Annotated in this window: 13 protein-coding genes; 7 read left to right on the forward strand and 6 right to left on the reverse strand. The window is 62.4% G+C overall.

What is annotated here, in order from left to right:
* Nucleotides 1-175 precede the first annotated feature (175 nt).
* On the reverse strand, nucleotides 176-3,664 hold the full coding sequence (gene smc, locus ACQKPS_RS23260; protein ID WP_427605693.1) for a chromosome segregation protein SMC: 3,489 nt from the start codon (nucleotides 3,662-3,664) through the stop codon (nucleotides 176-178).
* A gap of 3 nt (nucleotides 3,665-3,667) precedes the next feature.
* Nucleotides 3,668-4,327, reverse strand: a complete 660-nt coding sequence (locus tag ACQKPS_RS23265; RefSeq protein ID WP_283724979.1) for a GntR family transcriptional regulator — start codon at nucleotides 4,325-4,327, stop codon at nucleotides 3,668-3,670.
* A gap of 267 nt (nucleotides 4,328-4,594) precedes the next feature.
* On the opposite strand from ACQKPS_RS23265, the gene xdhA reads away from it, so the two are divergent.
* The 4 genes from xdhA (at nucleotide 4,595) to guaD (ending at nucleotide 10,708) form a co-directional block, all read left to right on the forward strand.
* Complete coding sequence (xdhA, locus tag ACQKPS_RS23270) at nucleotides 4,595-6,049, forward strand: xanthine dehydrogenase small subunit (RefSeq protein ID WP_254484447.1); 1,455 nt, start codon at nucleotides 4,595-4,597, stop codon at nucleotides 6,047-6,049.
* On the forward strand, nucleotides 6,042-8,441 hold the full coding sequence (gene xdhB / locus ACQKPS_RS23275) for a xanthine dehydrogenase molybdopterin binding subunit (RefSeq protein WP_254484445.1): 2,400 nt from the start codon (nucleotides 6,042-6,044) through the stop codon (nucleotides 8,439-8,441). The genes xdhA and xdhB overlap by 8 nt, the downstream gene beginning before the upstream one ends.
* Nucleotides 8,442-8,547: 106 nt before the next feature.
* Entirely contained in the window at nucleotides 8,548-9,393 is an 846-nt protein-coding gene (gene xdhC / locus ACQKPS_RS23280; protein ID WP_254484443.1) for a xanthine dehydrogenase accessory protein XdhC, read from the forward strand.
* 10 nt (nucleotides 9,394-9,403) lie between these two features.
* The gene (guaD, locus tag ACQKPS_RS23285) at nucleotides 9,404-10,708 is read left to right on the forward strand and encodes a guanine deaminase (RefSeq protein ID WP_254484441.1); all 1,305 of its coding nucleotides are present in this window, start codon (nucleotides 9,404-9,406) and stop codon (nucleotides 10,706-10,708) included.
* Here the strand turns inward: guaD and aqpZ are convergent.
* Nucleotides 10,705-11,403 carry an aquaporin Z gene (gene aqpZ, locus ACQKPS_RS23290; protein WP_427605694.1) on the reverse strand — a complete coding sequence of 233 codons (699 nt, stop codon included), beginning with the start codon at nucleotides 11,401-11,403 and terminating at the stop codon, nucleotides 10,705-10,707. The two genes, guaD and aqpZ, sit on opposite strands and share 4 nt — an antisense overlap.
* A 147-nt stretch (nucleotides 11,404-11,550) precedes the next feature.
* Nucleotides 11,551-12,306: a GntR family transcriptional regulator gene (locus ACQKPS_RS23295; protein ID WP_110636686.1), complete on the reverse strand. Its 756-nt coding sequence runs from the start codon at nucleotides 12,304-12,306 to the stop codon at nucleotides 11,551-11,553.
* A 285-nt stretch (nucleotides 12,307-12,591) separates the two neighbouring features.
* Between ACQKPS_RS23295 and ACQKPS_RS23300 the strand changes: the two genes are divergently transcribed.
* Nucleotides 12,592-13,941 (forward strand): NCS2 family permease, encoded by a 1,350-nt coding sequence (locus ACQKPS_RS23300; RefSeq protein WP_427605695.1) that lies wholly within the window; start codon nucleotides 12,592-12,594, stop codon nucleotides 13,939-13,941.
* 120 nt (nucleotides 13,942-14,061) lie between these two features.
* Here the strand turns inward: ACQKPS_RS23300 and ACQKPS_RS23305 are convergent, their stop codons facing one another.
* Together ACQKPS_RS23305 and uraH are read right to left on the reverse strand one after the other, a co-directional pair.
* Entirely contained in the window at nucleotides 14,062-14,835 is a 774-nt protein-coding gene (locus ACQKPS_RS23305; protein WP_254484437.1) for an RHS repeat-associated core domain-containing protein, read from the reverse strand.
* Nucleotides 14,836-15,023: 188 nt separating this feature from the next.
* Nucleotides 15,024-15,377 (reverse strand): hydroxyisourate hydrolase, encoded by a 354-nt coding sequence (uraH, locus tag ACQKPS_RS23310; RefSeq protein ID WP_054884130.1) that lies wholly within the window; start codon nucleotides 15,375-15,377, stop codon nucleotides 15,024-15,026.
* Between the two features lie 377 nt (nucleotides 15,378-15,754).
* On the opposite strand from uraH, the gene puuE reads away from it, so the two are divergent.
* Both puuE and uraD read left to right on the forward strand, forming a co-directional pair.
* Nucleotides 15,755-16,681 carry an allantoinase PuuE gene (gene puuE, locus ACQKPS_RS23315; protein ID WP_054884131.1) on the forward strand — a complete coding sequence of 309 codons (927 nt, stop codon included), beginning with the start codon at nucleotides 15,755-15,757 and terminating at the stop codon, nucleotides 16,679-16,681.
* Nucleotides 16,681-17,196 carry a 2-oxo-4-hydroxy-4-carboxy-5-ureidoimidazoline decarboxylase gene (gene uraD, locus ACQKPS_RS23320; RefSeq protein WP_254484435.1) on the forward strand — a complete coding sequence of 172 codons (516 nt, stop codon included), beginning with the start codon at nucleotides 16,681-16,683 and terminating at the stop codon, nucleotides 17,194-17,196. The genes puuE and uraD overlap by 1 nt, the downstream gene beginning before the upstream one ends.
* Nucleotides 17,197-17,198 lie beyond the last annotated feature (2 nt).

Genomic DNA, 17,198 nt, shown 5'->3' on the forward strand with positions numbered 1-17,198 from the left:
TGAAAACAAAGGGTTCAAAGCCCTTTAACACGTGGCGCCAACTCTATGTTCTGACAGGCGTTTTACCCACGCAAAAAACGAGTGACATTAAGCTAGCACGACCAAAGACAACTTTACACCGTCTGTCGCACATGACAGGGTCATTTGCCTGTTGTTTTCGCCCTATCATCGCTCATCAGGCCTCCACCATGGCCAGGGCCTCCTCCACATCAACTGCAACAAGACGTGAACAACCAGGTTCATGCATGGTCACCCCCATCAATTGATCCGCCATCTCCATGGCAATCTTGTTATGGGTGATGTAGATGAACTGCACGCTTTCACTCATTTCCTTGACCAGGCGGGCGTACCGCCCGACGTTGGCATCGTCCAGCGGCGCATCGACCTCGTCGAGCATGCAGAACGGTGCGGGGTTCAACTTGAAGATGGCAAACACCAGCGCCAATGCGGTCAGTGCCTTCTCGCCGCCGGACAGCAGATGGATGGTGCTGTTCTTCTTGCCCGGCGGGCGCGCCATGATCGCCACCCCTGTATCGAGTAGATCTTCGCCCGTCAGTTCCAGATAAGCGCTGCCACCACCGAAAACTTTTGGAAAAAGTGCCTGCAATCCGGCATTTATCTGATCAAAGGTATCCTTGAAGCGGTTGCGGGTTTCCTTGTCGATCTTGCGGATGACGTTTTCCAGGGTGTCCAGGGCCTCGACCAGATCGGCGTCCTGGGCGTCGAGGTAACGCTTGCGCTCGGACTGCTGCTCGTACTCCTCGATGGCCGCCAGGTTGATTGCCCCCAGGCGCTGGATGCGGCCTTCCATCTGCTCCAGTTCCTGCTCGGTGCCCTGCTCGCTGGCATCGGCCTCGACGGTGGCGAGCACACCCTGCAAATCGTAGCCGTCAGCCAGCAATTGTTCCTGCAAGGTCTTGCGGCGGATGTCCAGGCCCTGGTTTTCCAGGCGCATCTGCTCCAGTTGGCCGCGCAACAGCTGGGCTTGCTGCTCGGCCTGGGTGCGGCGCTTTTCGGCATCGCGCAGTGCGCGGTCGGCTTCATCCATGTGCAGGCGCGCCAGGCGCATTTCTTCATCGACGCTCATGCGCCGCTCCAGCAGCTCTTCGAGCTTCAGGCGCAGTTCTTCGAGCGGCGCCTCACCTTCTTCGAGGTTCAGGCTCAGCTGCTCCTGGCGTTCGCTCAGACGCGCGGCTTGTTGCTCCAGGCGCTCCAAGGCCTGGCGGGTGGAGTCGTACTGGGCGCGCAGCGAGCCCAGGCGCACGGCCAGCTGATGGGCGTGGTCCTTGTGGTGACGGGCTTCCTGGCGGATACGGTCAAGGCCTTCGCGCAGGGTGTCGCGGCGCGCCATCAGCTGTTCGCGCTGCTCGGTGTCCTGAGCCATCAGGTCCAGTGCTTCCTGCAGCACCAGGCGCGCCTCGCCCAACTGTTCCTGCTCCAGGGCACGCTGCTCCTGGAGTTCAATCAGCTCTTCCTGCAGGCGGCGGCGGCGCAGCTCCATCTGCTCGGCGCGTGCACGGCCGGCAGAAAGGCTGGCCTTGAGCTCACCGTGCTGGCGGCTTTCTTCCTGGGTGCGGCGGCGCAGTTGCTCACGCTGCTCTTCAAGGCCCAGCTGCTGCTCGCGGGTAGCCTGAAGCTGCTGTTCCACCTGCTCCAGCGCGGCTTCAAACTCCAGCTGCTGCTGCCCCAGGCGCTCGATCTCCTGGCCGCGGGCCAACACGCCACCTTGTGCCTCGCCACCCCGGCTGACGCGTAGGAAATGGCGGCCAACCCAGTAGCCGTCACGGCTGACCAGGCTCTGCCCTTCGCCCAGCGCTGCGCGCCGGGCCAGGGCCTCGGCAAGGTCTTCAACGGGCAGCACCCGGCCCAGCCACGGACTCAAATCGGTGCGCCCCTCGACCTTGTCGAGCAAGCTGCCAGGGTGACGTTCGCTGTCGCCAGCCGCCAGCAACAGGCGCAATTCGCCCTGCTCCAGGCCGTTGAAATCCAGCCCGGCAAAATCGTCCAGCAGCACGGCCTGCAAATCGGCACCGAGCACGGTTTCCACCGCCAGCTCCCACCCCGGCTCCACGCGCAGGCCCTCCGCCAGGCGCGGGCGCTGCTCCAGGCCTTGCTCGCGCAGCCAATCGACGGCGCCACCACCCGGCTCCAGTGCGGCCTGCTGCAGCGCCTCCAACGAGGCCAGACGGCCGCCAAGACGTTGCAGGTCACCCTGCTGCTGTTGCTGGGCGCTGGTCGCTTGCTGCAACTGCTCGCGCACGCTTTCCAGGCGCTCGACCACCTGTTCTTCCGACAACTGCAACTCTTCGAGCAGCATCTCGCTGCTGGCCAGTTGCTCGGAGAGTTCGAGCAGGGAGGCATCCTGTGGTTGCGCACCCAGTTGCTCGCCCTCCTCTGCCAGCTTGCGCTGGCGCTCGGCAATGCGTTCCAGGCTGGCCTCCAGTTGCAGCAGGCGCGCCTGCTGCACTTCGGCCTGGCGCCGCGGTTCGGCAGAGCGGGTATTGAAAGCGTCCCACTGCTCCTGCCAGCCGTGCATGCCCAGCTCGGCCTCTTCGAGGGTGGCGGCAGCTTCTTCGGCGGCGGCCAGGGTCAGTTCCTGCTCGGGCTCGAGCATCGCCAGCTCTTCACCCAGGGTGGCCAGCAAGGTGCGGTCATGCCCCAGGTGTGATTCGGTTTCCAGGCGGGTGCGCTCGGCTTCCTTGAGGTCGTCCTGCAACTGGCGCAGGCGCTGCTGGCCGTGCTGGATACTCTGCTCTACCCGGGCGATGTCACCCGCCACCGAATAGAAGCGGCCCTGCACCTGGTTGAAGCGCTCGGACAATTCATGATGGCCGTCGCGCAGCCGCTCGATGCTGGCATCGGCATTGCGCTGCTCGGCGACCAGCGCCTCATGAGCGACATCCTGATCGCCGATCACGCTCTCGCGCTGGCGCACACGCTCGTCCAGATCACGCCAGCGCAAGGCCGACAGGCGCGCCTTGAGCTGGCGTTCCTGGGCCTTGTATTCGCGATATTTCTCGGCGGCCTGGGCCTGGCGGTGCAGGCGCTCAAGCTGGCGCTCCAGCTCTTCGCGCAGGTCGGTCAGGCGCGCCAGGTTCTCCTGGGTGCGGCGGATGCGGCTTTCGGTCTCGCGGCGGCGCTCTTTGTACTTGGAGATGCCGGCCGCCTCTTCGATGAAGTTGCGCAGCTCTTCGGGCTTGGCCTCGATCAGCTTGGAGATCATGCCCTGCTCGATGATCGAGTAGCTGCGCGGCCCCAGGCCGGTGCCGAGGAAAATGTCGGTGATGTCCCGGCGGCGACACTTGGTGCCGTTCAGGTAGTAACTGTTCTGCCCGTCGCGGGTGACCTTGCGGCGGATGGAAATTTCGGCGTAGGCGGCATATTCGCCCACCAAGGTGGTTTCACTGTTGTCGAACACCAGTTCGATGCTCGCCTGGCTCACCGGCTTGCGGCTGGTGGAGCCGTTGAAGATGACGTCGGTCATCGACTCGCCACGCAGGTTCTTCGCCGAACTTTCGCCCATCACCCAACGCACTGCGTCGATGATGTTGGACTTGCCGCAGCCGTTGGGGCCGACCACCGCCGCCATGTTGCTGGGGAAGTTGACCGTGGTCGGGTCGACGAACGACTTGAACCCGGCCAGGCGAATGCACTTCAGGCGCATCGGTCAGCCTCGGGCCAACGCCGCCAGTACCAGTTCGCAGCTGCGCTGGCCATAGGCGGTGAGCACCTCGCGGATTCGCGGCAGGTCACGCGCCACTACGGCTTCGAGCAGGCGGGCGAACAGGTCGAGGTAGTCGTCCATGCTGGCCTGGCGTTGGTCCAGGGCCAGGTAGTAGGCGCGGCTCATGGCCGGCTGAAGGTTCTCTACGGTTTCCTGCAGATAGGGGTTGTCAGCAAAAGGATAGGCAGCGCGCATCACCGCGAAGCTCTCGGCGACGAACACCTTGATGTCCTGGCGCTCGCGAGCCTGCTGCAGGCGTTGCTGGATGTCCAGGAACGGGCGCAGGTCGGCTTCCAGGCGCCATTTCTGGGCAACAGCGTTGCCCAGCAGGATGTAGAACTCGCCCATCAAGGTGCACAGGCTGCGCACGCTGCGCTCGTCCAGTTCAGTGACATGAGCGCCACGTCGCGGCAGGATCGCAACCAGATGGCGACGTTCGAGGATCAACAACGCTTCGCGCACCGAGCCGCGGCTGACGCTGAGGGCCTGGGTGACCTTCTGCTCCTGGATACGCTCACCCGGCGCAAGTTCGCCGCGGATGATGCGTTCGGCCAGGTAGTCGGCAATCTGCTCGGAGAGGCTGTCCGGCGCCTTGAACGTCATGGTTTTCCTTCAAAATCATTGAACTGGGCACAAGGGAGCGATTGTAGCGCACTTGCCCGGCGCACGCGCAGAGGGGCACGGCGCTTTATTTGCCCTGCCAGCCCGTCTGCGACACGGCGCGATCTATGCTTGTGATATGGGCGCTGCGTTCGGCTGGGCGTTGACATGCGCATTTTCCTGACCTTTGAGTCAGAAAAATATTGACCACCGCGACAGGTCTGCTTATTGTCCGCCCAACAACAATAAAACCATTGCGAGGCCATCCCCGTGATCCAGTTTCTCGTCAACCAGGAGCTGCGTAGTGAGCACGCCCTGGACCCAAACATGACGGTGCTGCAGTACCTGCGTGAGCACCTGGGCAAACCCGGCACCAAGGAAGGCTGCGCCAGTGGCGACTGTGGCGCCTGTACCGTGGTGGTTGGCGAACTCGTCCCGGACGAACAGGGCGAGGACAGCCTGCGCTACCGCAGCCTGAACGCCTGCCTGACCTTCGTTTCATCACTGCACGGCAAGCAACTGATCAGCGTCGAAGGCCTCAAGCACAACGGCCAACTGCACAGCGTGCAACAGGCCATGGCCGATTGCCATGGTTCGCAATGCGGCTTCTGCACGCCCGGTTTCGTCATGTCGCTGTTCGCCCTGCAGAAGAACAGCCAGGGCGCTGACCTGCATCAGGCCCAGGAAGCCCTGGCCGGCAACCTGTGCCGCTGCACCGGCTATCGCCCGATCCTCGACGCCGCCGAGCAAAGCTGCCGCCAGCCGTGCCGCGACCAGTTCGACGCCCAGCAAGAACAGACCATCGCCCGTCTCAAGGCCATTGCGCCTACCCAGACCGGCGAACTCAACAGTGGCGACAAGCGCTGCCTGGTGCCGCTGACCGTGGCCGACCTGGCCGACCTGTACAGCTCGCACCCTGAAGCCCGCCTGCTGGCCGGTGGTACCGACCTGGCGCTGGAGGTCACCCAGTTCCACAAGACCCTGCCGGTGATGATCTACGTAGGCCACGTCGCCGAACTCAAGCGCATCGACAAGACCGCCAGCCACCTGGAAATCGGCGCCGCCACCCCGCTCACCGACTGCTACGGCGCACTCAACGAGGAATACCCGGACTTCGGCGCCCTGCTGCACCGCTTCGCCTCGCTGCAAATCCGCAACCAGGGCACCCTCGGCGGCAACATCGGCAACGCCTCGCCGATCGGCGATTCGCCGCCCCTGCTGATCGCTCTGGATGCGCAGGTGGTGCTGCGCCAGGGCGAGCGCCAGCGGGTGATGCCACTGGAAGACTACTTCATCGACTACCGCATCACTGCCCGCCAGGACAGCGAATTCATCGAGAAGATCATCGTGCCACGCGCCAGCAACGACTGGGCCTTCCGTGCCTATAAAGTGTCCAAACGCCTGGATGACGACATCTCCGCTGTCTGCGGCGCCTTCAACCTGAGCATCGAAGACGGTGTGGTCAGCGGCGTGCGTATCGCCTTCGGTGGCATGGCGGCGATTCCCAAGCGCGCCCGCGCCTGCGAAGCCGCCCTGCGCGGCAAGCCGTGGAACCAGGCCAGCATCGAGCGTGCCTGCCAGGCCCTGGCCGAAGACTTCACCCCGCTCAGCGACTTCCGCGCCAGCAAGGAGTACCGCCTGCTGACCGCGCAAAACCTGTTGCGCAAGTACTACATCGAACAGCAAACGCCCTACATCGAGACCCGGGTGACCGACTATGTCTAACCATCACGCAGCCAAGAGCCAGGCCGAGATGGCCGAACTGTTCAGCCAGGACCTGACCACCGGGGTCGGCCGCAGCGTCAAGCACGACAGTGCCGACAAGCATGTGTCGGGCGAAGCGGTATACATTGACGACCGCCTGGAATTCCCCAATCAACTGCACGTCTATGCGCGCACCGCAGACCGCGCCCATGCGCGCATCCTGCGCATCGACACCTCGCCCTGCTACGCCTTCGAAGGCGTGCGCATCGCCATTACCCACGAAGACATTCCAGGGCTGAAGGACATCGGCCCGGTGGTGGCCGGCGACCCGCTGCTAGCCATCGACAAGGTCGAATTCTTCGGCCAACCGGTGCTCGCCGTGGCGGCTTGCGATCTCGACACCGCACGCCGAGCGGCCATGGCCGCCATCGTCGAATACGAAGACCTGGAGCCGGTGCTGGATGTGGTCGATGCCTTGCGCAAGAAGCACTTCGTGCTCGACAGCCACACCCACCAGCGCGGCGACTCGGCCGCAGCCCTGGCCAGCGCCCCGCACCGCCTGCAAGGCACCCTGCACATCGGCGGCCAGGAACACTTCTACCTGGAAACCCAGATTTCCTCGGTGATGCCCACCGAGGACGGCGGCATGATCGTCTACTGCTCCACGCAAAACCCCACCGAAGTGCAGAAGCTGGTCGCCGAAGTGCTCGATGTGCCAATGAACAAGGTGGTACTGGACATGCGCCGCATGGGCGGCGGCTTCGGCGGCAAGGAAACCCAGGCGGCCAGCCCGGCCTGCCTGTGCGCGGTGATCGCCCGCCTGACAGGGCAACCGACCAAGATGCGCCTGCCCCGGGTCGAAGACATGACCATGACCGGCAAGCGCCACCCGTTCTACGTGGAGTACGACGTCGGCTTCGACGACGACGGCCGCCTGCACGGCATCAACCTCGACCTGGCCGGCAACTGTGGCTACTCGCCCGACCTGTCCGGTTCGATCGTCGACCGCGCCATGTTCCACTCCGACAACGCCTATTACCTGGGCGATGCCACCGTGCACGGCCACCGCTGCAAGACCAACACCGCCTCCAACACCGCCTACCGCGGCTTCGGTGGCCCGCAGGGGATGGTCGCCATCGAGCAGGTGATGGACCACATCGCCCGCCACCTGGGCCGCGACCCGCTGGCCGTGCGCAAGGCCAACTATTACGGCAAGACCGAGCGCAACGTCACCCACTACTACCAGACCGTCGAGCACAACATGCTCGAAGAAATGACTGCCGAGCTCGAAGCCAGCAGCGACTACGCCGAACGCCGCGAGTCGATCCGCCGCTTCAATGCCAACAGCCCGGTGCTGAAGAAGGGCCTGGCGCTGACCCCGGTCAAGTTCGGTATTTCGTTCACCGCCACCTTCCTCAACCAGGCCGGTGCGCTGATCCACATCTACACCGACGGCAGCATTCACCTGAACCACGGCGGTACCGAGATGGGCCAGGGCCTGAACACCAAGGTGGCACAGGTGGTGGCACAGGTCTTCCAGGTCGATTTCAGCCGCATCCAGATCACCGCCACCAATACCGACAAGGTACCCAATACCTCGCCAACCGCAGCTTCGAGTGGCGCCGACCTGAACGGCAAGGCCGCGCAGAACGCCGCCGAGATCCTCAAGAAGCGCCTCACCGAATTTGCCGCGCGGCACTACCAGGTGACCGAGGAAGATGTCGAGTTCCGCAACGGCCATGTGCGCGTGCGCGACCAGATCGTCAGCTTCGAGCAACTGGTGCAGCAGGCGTACTTCGCCCAGGTTTCGCTGTCGAGCACCGGCTTCTACCGCACGCCGAAGATCTACTACGACCGCAGCCAGGCACGCGGCCGGCCGTTCTACTACTTCGCCTTCGGGGCTGCCTGCGTGGAAGTGATCGTCGACACCCTGACCGGCGAGTACAAGATGCTGCGCGCCGACATCCTGCATGACGTGGGCGACTCGCTGAACCCGGCCATCGACATCGGCCAGGTCGAGGGCGGCTTCATCCAGGGCATGGGCTGGCTGACCACCGAAGAACTGGTATGGAACGCCAAGGGCAAGTTGATGACCAACGGCCCGGCCAGCTACAAGATCCCGGCAGTGGCGGACATGCCGCTGGACCTGCGGGTGAAGCTGGTCGAAAACCGCAAGAACCCGGAAGACACCGTGTTCCACTCCAAGGCCGTGGGCGAACCGCCGTTCATGCTCGGCATCGCCGCCTGGTGCGCCCTCAAGGACGCCGTGGCCAGCATCGCCGACTACCGCGTGCAGCCACAGGTGGATGCGCCGGCGACGCCGGAGCGGGTGTTGTGGGGTTGTGAGCAGATGCGCAAGGCGGTGGCCCAGCAGCAACCGACTGAACAGGAACTGGAAACCGTCACCCACTGACAACGCAGGCCCCTGTGGGAGCGGGTTCACCCGCGAATACGATAGTGGCCTTACCGCCGCCTTCGCGGGTAAACCCGCTCCCACAAGGACTGAGAGAGGCTGAATCATGCACCAATGGATCAACGCCCTCGCCGACCACCAGTCCCGCGGCGAAGCCTGCGTGCTGGTGACCATCATCGAGGAGCGCGGCTCGACCCCGCGCAACGCCGGTTCGAAGATGGTCGTCAGCGCCACCGGCCTGTTCGACACCATCGGCGGCGGCCACCTGGAATACAAGGCCCTGCACATCGCCCGGCAGATGCTCGAAGAGCACCGCAACACCCCGCACCTGGAGCGCTTCAGCCTCGGTGCCAGCCTCGGCCAGTGCTGCGGTGGGGCCACCGTGCTGCTGTTCGAGCCCATGGCTGCTGTGCAGGCAGAGATCGCCGTGTTCGGCGCGGGCCATGTCGGCCGCGCTCTGGTACCCTTGCTCGCCGCGCTGCCCTGCCGGGTGCGCTGGATCGACTCGCGTGAACAGGAATTCCCCGAACTCATCCCCAACGGGGTGAGCAAGGTCGTCAGTGAGGAGCCGGTTGACGAAGTCGCAGACCTGCCGCCAGGCAGCTACTGCATCGTCATGACCCACAACCACCAGCTCGACCTGGAACTGACCGCCGCCATTCTCAAGCGCAACGATTTCACCTGGTTCGGCCTGATCGGCTCGAAGACCAAGCGGGTCAAGTTCGAGCACCGCCTGCGCGAGCGCGGCTACGACGATGCGCTGCTGGCGCGCATGCGCTGCCCGATGGGCCTGCCCGAGGTCAAGGGCAAGCTGCCGATCGAGATTGCCGTGTCCATCGCCGGCGAAATCATTGCCACCTACAACGCCTGCTTCGGCCAGCACGACGCTGCCGCCAATGCCGGCCCCATTGCCCAGTTGCTGCCGCCTTCCCGCCGCAGCCAAGCCATTTGACGAGTGAGTTATGACCGTTACCCGCAAAGCCTACCGTGCCGCCATCCTGCACAGCATCGCCGACCCGGCCGAGGTAGGCCTGGACGCTTCCCATGAGTATTTCGAGGACGGCCTGCTGGTGATCGACGATGGCCGCATCAGCGCCGTCGGCCCCGCCAGCGAGCTGCTACCGAGCCTGGCGGCCGACATGGAAGTGGTGCATTACCAGGACGCGCTGATCACCCCGGGTTTCATTGATACCCATATCCACTTCCCGCAGACCGGCATGATCGGCTCCTACGGCGAGCAACTGCTGGACTGGCTCAATACCTACACCTTCCCTTGCGAAAAACAGTTCGCCGACAAGGATCACGCCGACAAGGTGGCGAAGATCTTCCTCAAGGAGCTGCTGCGCAACGGCACCACCACTGCCCTGGTGTTCGGCAGCGTGCACCCGCAGTCGGTCAATGCCCTGTTCGAAGAAGCCGAGCGCCTGGACCTGCGAATGATTGCCGGCAAGGTGATGATGGACCGCAACGCCCCGGACTACCTGACCGACACCGCCGAGTCCGGCTACACCGAGAGCAAGCAGTTGATCGAACGCTGGCACGGCAAGGGCCGCCTGCACTACGCCGTGACCCCACGCTTCGCCCCGACCAGCACACCGGAGCAATTAACCCTGGCCGGTCAGCTGCTGAAGGAATACCCGGGCCTGTACATGCACACCCACCTTTCCGAGAACCTCAAGGAAATCGACTGGGTCAAGGCGTTGTTCCCTGAGCAGAAGGGCTACCTGGACGTCTACGACCACTTCGAGCTGCTCAGCGAGCGCTCGGTGTTCGCCCACGGCGTGCACCTGTGCGACAGCGAATGCCAGCGCCTGGCCGAAACCGGCTCGGCCGTGGCCTTCTGCCCCACCTCCAACCTGTTCCTCGGCAGCGGCCTGTTCAACCTGCCCCAGGCTGAGCGCTTCAAGGTCAACGTGGGCCTGGGCACGGACGTTGGCGCTGGCACCAGCTTCTCGCTGCTCAACACCTTGAACGAGGCCTACAAAGTGATGCAGCTGCAAGGCGCGCGCCTGCACCCGTACAAATCGCTGTACCTGGCCACCCTAGGTGGCGCTCGCGCCTTGCGCCTGGACGACCGTATCGGCAGCCTGCGCCCGGGCAACGACGCCGACTTCGTGGTACTTGACTACAAGGCCACGCCGCTGCTGGACTACCGCATTCAGCAGTCCGGCAGCATCGAAGAAACCCTGTTCGTGCTGACCACCCTGGGCGACGACCGCACCGTACGCGAAACCTACGCCGCCGGGCGTTGCGTGCACCAGCGCTAAGGTTGTTTCGCCAGCGCCCGGTACAGCGCGCCGCCGATCGCAGCTCCGATCAGCGGCGCCACCCAGAACAGCCACAGCTGCTGCAGGGCCCAGCCGCCGACGAACAACGCCGGCCCCGTGCTACGCGCGGGGTTCACTGAGGTATTGGTCACCGGGATCGAGATCAGGTGGATCAGGGTCAGGGCCAGGCCGATGGCGATCGGCGCGAAGCCTGCCGGGGCACGCGCATCAGTGGCACCCATGATCACTACCAGGAACATTGCGGTCATCACCACTTCACTGATGAAGCCCGCGCCCAGTGTGTAGCCACCGGGCGAATGGTCAGCGTAGCCGTTGGACGCCAGGCCCGCGGACAGTTCGAATCCGGTCTTGCCACTGGCAATGAGGTAGATCACGCCAGCCGCCAGGATGGCGCCGATCACCTGGGCAATCACGTAGGGCAACAGCTCTTTGGCCGGGAAGCGGCCACCGACCACCAGCCCGAACGACACGGCGGGGTTGAGATGACAACCGGAGATATGACCGATGGCGAAGGCCATGGTCAGGACGGTGAGACCGAAGGCGAAGGCGACACCGAGCACACCGATGCCGACCGGAGAACTGGCTGCGAGTACGGCACTGCCACAACCACCCAGAACCAACCAGAAGGTGCCGACCAGCTCGGCCCCCATCCGTGTACCCAGAGACATGGTCATCGACCTATCCTCAAGAAGTGGAACGCAATGGATGCGCAAGCCCAACTGCTTGATGAAGGTTTGCTCACAAGAATTTAGCAGAGCTTTGGCTATTGGCCAGTAACCAAACAGGGCCGCAGAGCGGCCCTTTCAATACCTAGGTCAGGATCAGCCCTTGGCCGACACCTTTGGTTTCTTCAGCAGGTGCGAGAACACCGCGTGCAGGTCGTCCGAGGCGCTTTCCTCGTCAAGGTTCAGCTTGCTGTCGATGTGGTCCATGTGGTGCATCATCAGGCTGACCGCCTGTTCGGCATCGCGCGCCTCGATGGCATCGATCAGCTGCATGTGCTCGTCATACGAGCAATGCGACCGGGTGCCGGTTTCGTACTGGGCAATGATCAGCGAGGTCTGCGAGACCAGGCTGCGCTGGAAGCTCACCAAGGGTGCATTGCCAGCGGCCTCGGCCAGCTTGAGGTGGAACTCGCCGGAAAGTCTGATGCCGGCACCGCGGTCGCCACGCGAGAAGCTGTCACGCTCCTCGCGCACCATCTGGCGCAGTTCGTTGAGCTGCTCCAGCGTCGCGTGCTGCACGGCCAGCTCGGTGATGGCGCGTTCGACCATGCGCCGCGAGAAGAATACCTGGCGGGCCTCTTCCACCGTCGGGCTGGCCACCACCGCACCGCGATTGGGCCGCAGCAGCACCACGCTTTCGTGAGCAAGGCGCGACAGGGCGCGGCGGATGATGGTGCGGCTGACGCCAAAGATCTCGCCCAGCGCTTCCTCGCTCAACTTGGTGCCCGGCGCCAATCGCTGCTCGAGGATAGCCTCGAAGATGTGCGCGTAGACGATGTCGTCCTGGGTACCACTGCGGCCGGCCTTGCCAGTGCGCGCAGGTTTTTTCAGAGGTTGCAGCTGTTCGTTCATGGGCTCTCGAGGCACGAAGAGAAAGTATGGCGCCATTGTACACAGGCTGAGGCGATTCCGCAGGGGGCGTTTTACCTATATAGCCGTTGTACGACGCATTGCGCGTACAAAACATAAAACATTATTTGCATTCTTTGTACACAAAAGCATAATCCACCGAGCAACATCTTGACCCGTGAGTCAACAAAACGCGTCAGACGTCTGCCTTCCCTCGAGGAGCCACCAAGTGCATTGCTCAGGACCCTGGCTCCCACAACAACAAGAAAGACTTGAGGAGTACTCGCTGTGGAAAGCCGCAAATCCGAAGCCCCTACGCTGGATCTCGCGCCACCGCTCGAAACGAGCTGGCTGGAGCGGATTTTCAAACTCAAGCAACACGGCAGCACCGTCAAAACCGAACTGATCGCCGGGGTGACCACCTTCATCACCATGGCCTACATCATCTTCGTCAACCCCAACATCATGGCCGACGCCGGCATCGACCACGGCGCCGCCTTCGTCGCTACCTGCATCGCCGCCGCGCTGGGCTGCCTGCTGATGGGCCTGTACGCCAACTGGCCGGTGGGCCTGGCGCCGGGCATGGGGCTCAATGCCTTCTTTACCTACACCGTGGTCGGCACCATGGGCTACAACTGGGAAACGGCGCTGGGGGCGGTGTTCGTCTCCGGCGTGCTGTTCATGTTCCTGACCTTGTCCCGCGTGCGCGAATGGCTGCTCAACAGCATCCCGGTGAGCCTGCGCCATGCCATGGGGGCCGGCGTCGGATTGTTTCTCGGGCTGATCGGCCTGAAGACAGCGGGCATCATCGTCGACAGCCCGGCCACCCTGATCAAGCTGGGCTCGCTGCATGAACCAGGGCCACTGCTGGCGGCGCTGTGCTTCCTGCTGATCGCCATCCTCAGCTACAAGCGGGTGTTCGGGGCGATCCTGATCAGCATCATCGGCGTCACCCTGGCGGGCTGGGGCCTGGGCCTGGTCAAATTCGGCGGGGTGATGTCGATGCCGCCGAGCCTGGCACCGACCTGGATGGCCATGGACGTGGCTGGCGTGTTCAACGTCAGCATGATCAGCGTGGTGCTGGCCTTCCTGTTCGTGCACATGTTCGACACCGCTGGCACCCTGATGGGCGTGGCCCAGCGGGCGAACCTGGTGGCGCCGGACGGGCGCATCGAAAACCTGTCGCGGGCATTGAAGGCTGACAGTGCTTCGAGCGTGTTCGGTGCGGTGGTCGGCGTACCACCGGTGACCAGCTATGTGGAAAGTGCCGCAGGTGTAGCCGCAGGTGGTCGTACTGGCCTGACGGCGGTGGTGGTGGGCATTCTGTTCGTTGCCGCGATGTTCTTTGCACCACTGGCCGGGATGATTCCGGCTTACGCAACTGCCGGCGCGTTGATCTATGTGGCGATGCTGATGATGGGCAGCATGGCGCACATTCATTGGGATGAAGCGACGGACAGCATTCCGGCGATCGTCACGGTGATCATGATGCCGCTGACCTTCTCGGTCGCTGATGGTATCGCCTTGGGCTTCATCAGTTATGTAGCGTTGAAGGCAGGCACTGGCAAATACAAGGAAATCTCCGCCAGCCTGTGGGTGCTGTGCGTGATATTCATTGCGAAGTTTGTATTCCTCTGACTCCCCAACCTCCGCAATGGGCGCTTAGGCGCCCATTGTCAAAAACGCATACTTGAACAGACCACTGCGCGACCAAGGCACCCGAAGCACACGGCACAAAGCTGGCAGCTTAATAAAGTGTCAAAATCCAAAAATACGGATGTAATGCGCCTCAACACCGACCGTTCCCAGAAAGTCGTTTAATTCATGCAGGCTCTGGAACGGTGTCTGAAAATGGCCAGAATAGTGATTAAATAAAATTTTACCATCGGGGCCGACGATAATATACCCTGCGACTATCGCTGTCTTGCCAAGGCCTTTCGTGCCAAACCCAAGCCCAGAAAACTCAGCGAGACTGCCGTGACTCGGCATCGTATCATCATCCTTACTGCTGAACACGACGATCTTGCGCTCTGTGGTCTGTACAAACTTGTGGTGCCACCCAGGCTCCAGTTGATCGAATCCGTTCTTGCTGGTAATAACCCTGTACAACGTCGAGCTTTCTTTTACTTGCTTTTTCGCGTAGGCCATCTCTTCGGCCATATTCCAGTATTGGTTATTCTTTAATCCCTCGTCGGCAGTCAGTGCTTTATAACGATTAGCGACCTGCTTAATCAAACCCGAAGCTCTTTTTACGGTATTTCCGAAAAAGGGATTTTTGCCACTGGGGTCGTGCCCGTTGACAGGATCATTCAGGCAGTAACCATAAGCGTTGATGCCGCCCTTGAGAAATGGGCTCAAGGCGTCTGGACTGATGAACCGCATCAACCTTGGATTATACACACGATGCCCGTTCCCGAGCGCATAGCCCTGCACTGTATTGTGAAAAACCTGGCCATTGAAGCCGAGTAACCCGGGCGGTGTGATTTGTGTGCTTCGTAAACCATAGGGCGAATAGGCATTGTTCAGGTTCATCAGCCGAGTTCCTCACCTTCTGCAGGTACGCTGATCATGACAAGGTCGCACAGAGGTGACTACTGACAAAAGTGTCAGTCATACCGCACTGCTGACTCAAACTGCAGGAAACCAATACACCAGACGAAAAAAAGCCCGCCAGTGTGAGAGCGGGCCAAAGGACCTACGAAGATTCTTCTAGCGACCAACTAGCTTCCGCGGTAGGTCGAATAGCTGTACGGCGAGATCAGCAGCGGCACGTGGTAGTGCTCCTGCTTTTCATCGATGCCGAAACGCAGCACGACAACATCCAAAAACGCCGTGTCCGGCAGCTGCACGCCGCGGGCACGGTAGTAGGCGCCAGCACTGAACTGCAGCTGGTAGACACCAGTACGGTAATCGTCACCCTGCAGCAGCGGGGCGTCGACGCGGCCATCGCTGTTGGTCAGGGCAGTGTTCACCAGCTCCAGTTGCTGGCCTTCGACGCGGTACAGCTCGACCTTGATCGAGCTGCCTGGGCAGCCATGCGCGGCATCCAGTACGTGTGTGGTCAAACGTCCCATCTGCTTGTCGCCTCTTGTTCAATCTATGGGCAAAAAATACACAGCCAATGCCCCAGCATGGGGCCTGCGATGTGCGGGAATGAGGCCATTAAGACATTTCAGCGCTAGATTGTACACAATTTTTTAAGCCCTTGCGTCGCGAGCCCCGCCAACCAGCCATCAGTCACAAATACAGGCGCTGTGCAGAGCCTAATGCCATTAACTGACCAAACAGGCAGGTTTCTTGCAACGGATTCTCATGCGACAAAAGGGAAGAAATGCGGAAAAACAGGCTTACAAAAGATTTCAGAAGTTGTATACAATCAGCCCATCCGGTGGTGCGACATCCCGACGCGGCCCCGCCCACCCCGCACTAACACACAAGAAGGAAGACTGCAGTGAGCGCTGACTATCCTCGCGACCTGATCGGTTACGGCAACAACCCTCCTCACCCGCAATGGCCGGGCAACGCTCGCATCGCGCTGTCTTTCGTCCTCAACTACGAGGAAGGCGGCGAACGCAACATCCTGCACGGTGACAAAGAGTCCGAAGCCTTCCTCTCCGAGATGGTCGCTGCCCAGCCGCTGCAGGGCCAGCGCAACATGAGCATGGAATCGCTGTACGAGTATGGCAGCCGCGCCGGTGTGTGGCGCCTGCTCAAGCTGTTCAAGGACAGCGGCGTACCGCTGACCATCTTCGCCGTGGCCATGGCCGCCCAGCGCCACCCCGATGTGATCCGCGCCATGGCCGAAGCAGGCCACGAGATCTGCAGCCACGGCTACCGCTGGATCGACTATCAGAACATGGACGAGGCCCAGGAGCGCGAGCACATGCTCGAAGCCATCCGCATCCTCACCGAAATCACCGGCGAGCGCCCCCTGGGCTGGTACACCGGCCGCACCGGCCCGAACACCCGCCGTCTGGTCATGGAGGAAGGGGGCTTCCTCTATGACAGCGACACCTATGACGACGACCTGCCGTACTGGGAACCGAACAACCCGACCGGCAAGCCGCACCTGGTGATCCCGTACACCCTCGACACCAACGACATGCGCTTCACCCAGGTGCAGGGCTTCAACTGCGGCGAACAGTTCTTCCAGTACCTCAAAGACGCGTTCGACGTGCTGTACGCCGAAGGCGCCGAAGCGCCGAAGATGCTGTCCATCGGCCTGCACTGCCGCCTGGTCGGCCGCCCGGCACGCCTGGCTGCGCTCAAGCGCTTCGTCGACTACGCCAAGAGCCACGACCAGGTCTGGTTCGCCCGCCGCGTGGACATCGCCCGCCACTGGCACGCCACCCACCCGTACAAGAAAGAGAACGCCTGATGACCGCCTTCAAGACCCTCAAGCCCTCCGCGCTGTCCCGTGACGCCTTCGTCGCGGCGTTCGCGGACATCTATGAGCACTCGCCATGGGTCGCCGAAAAAGCCTACGACCTGGGCCAGTTGGGCGAACTGGACGAGATCGAGGCGCTGCACCAGCGCATGAGCGACATCCTGCTCAGCGCCAACCACGCCGACCAGTTGGCGCTGATCAACGCTCACCCGGACCTGGCCGGCAAGGCCGCCATCCAGGGCGAGCTGACCGAATCGAGCACCAACGAGCAGGCCGGCGCCGGTATCCACCAGTGCACCGCCGAAGAGTTCGCCCGTTTCACCGAGCTGAACGACGCCTACAAGGCCAAGTTCCAGTTCCCGTTCATCATGGCGGTGAAAGGCAGCAACCGGCACCAGATCCTCGCTTCCTTCGAAAAACGCATCCATAACGATGCCGATGCCGAATTCAAGGAAGCCCTGGCGCAGATCAACCTGATCGCCCTGTTCCGCCTGTTGCAGCTGTAAGC

This window comes from Pseudomonas sp. NPDC086566 (assembly GCF_050280885.1).
Classification (GTDB): Bacteria; Pseudomonadota; Gammaproteobacteria; order Pseudomonadales; family Pseudomonadaceae; genus Aquipseudomonas; species Aquipseudomonas vlassakiae.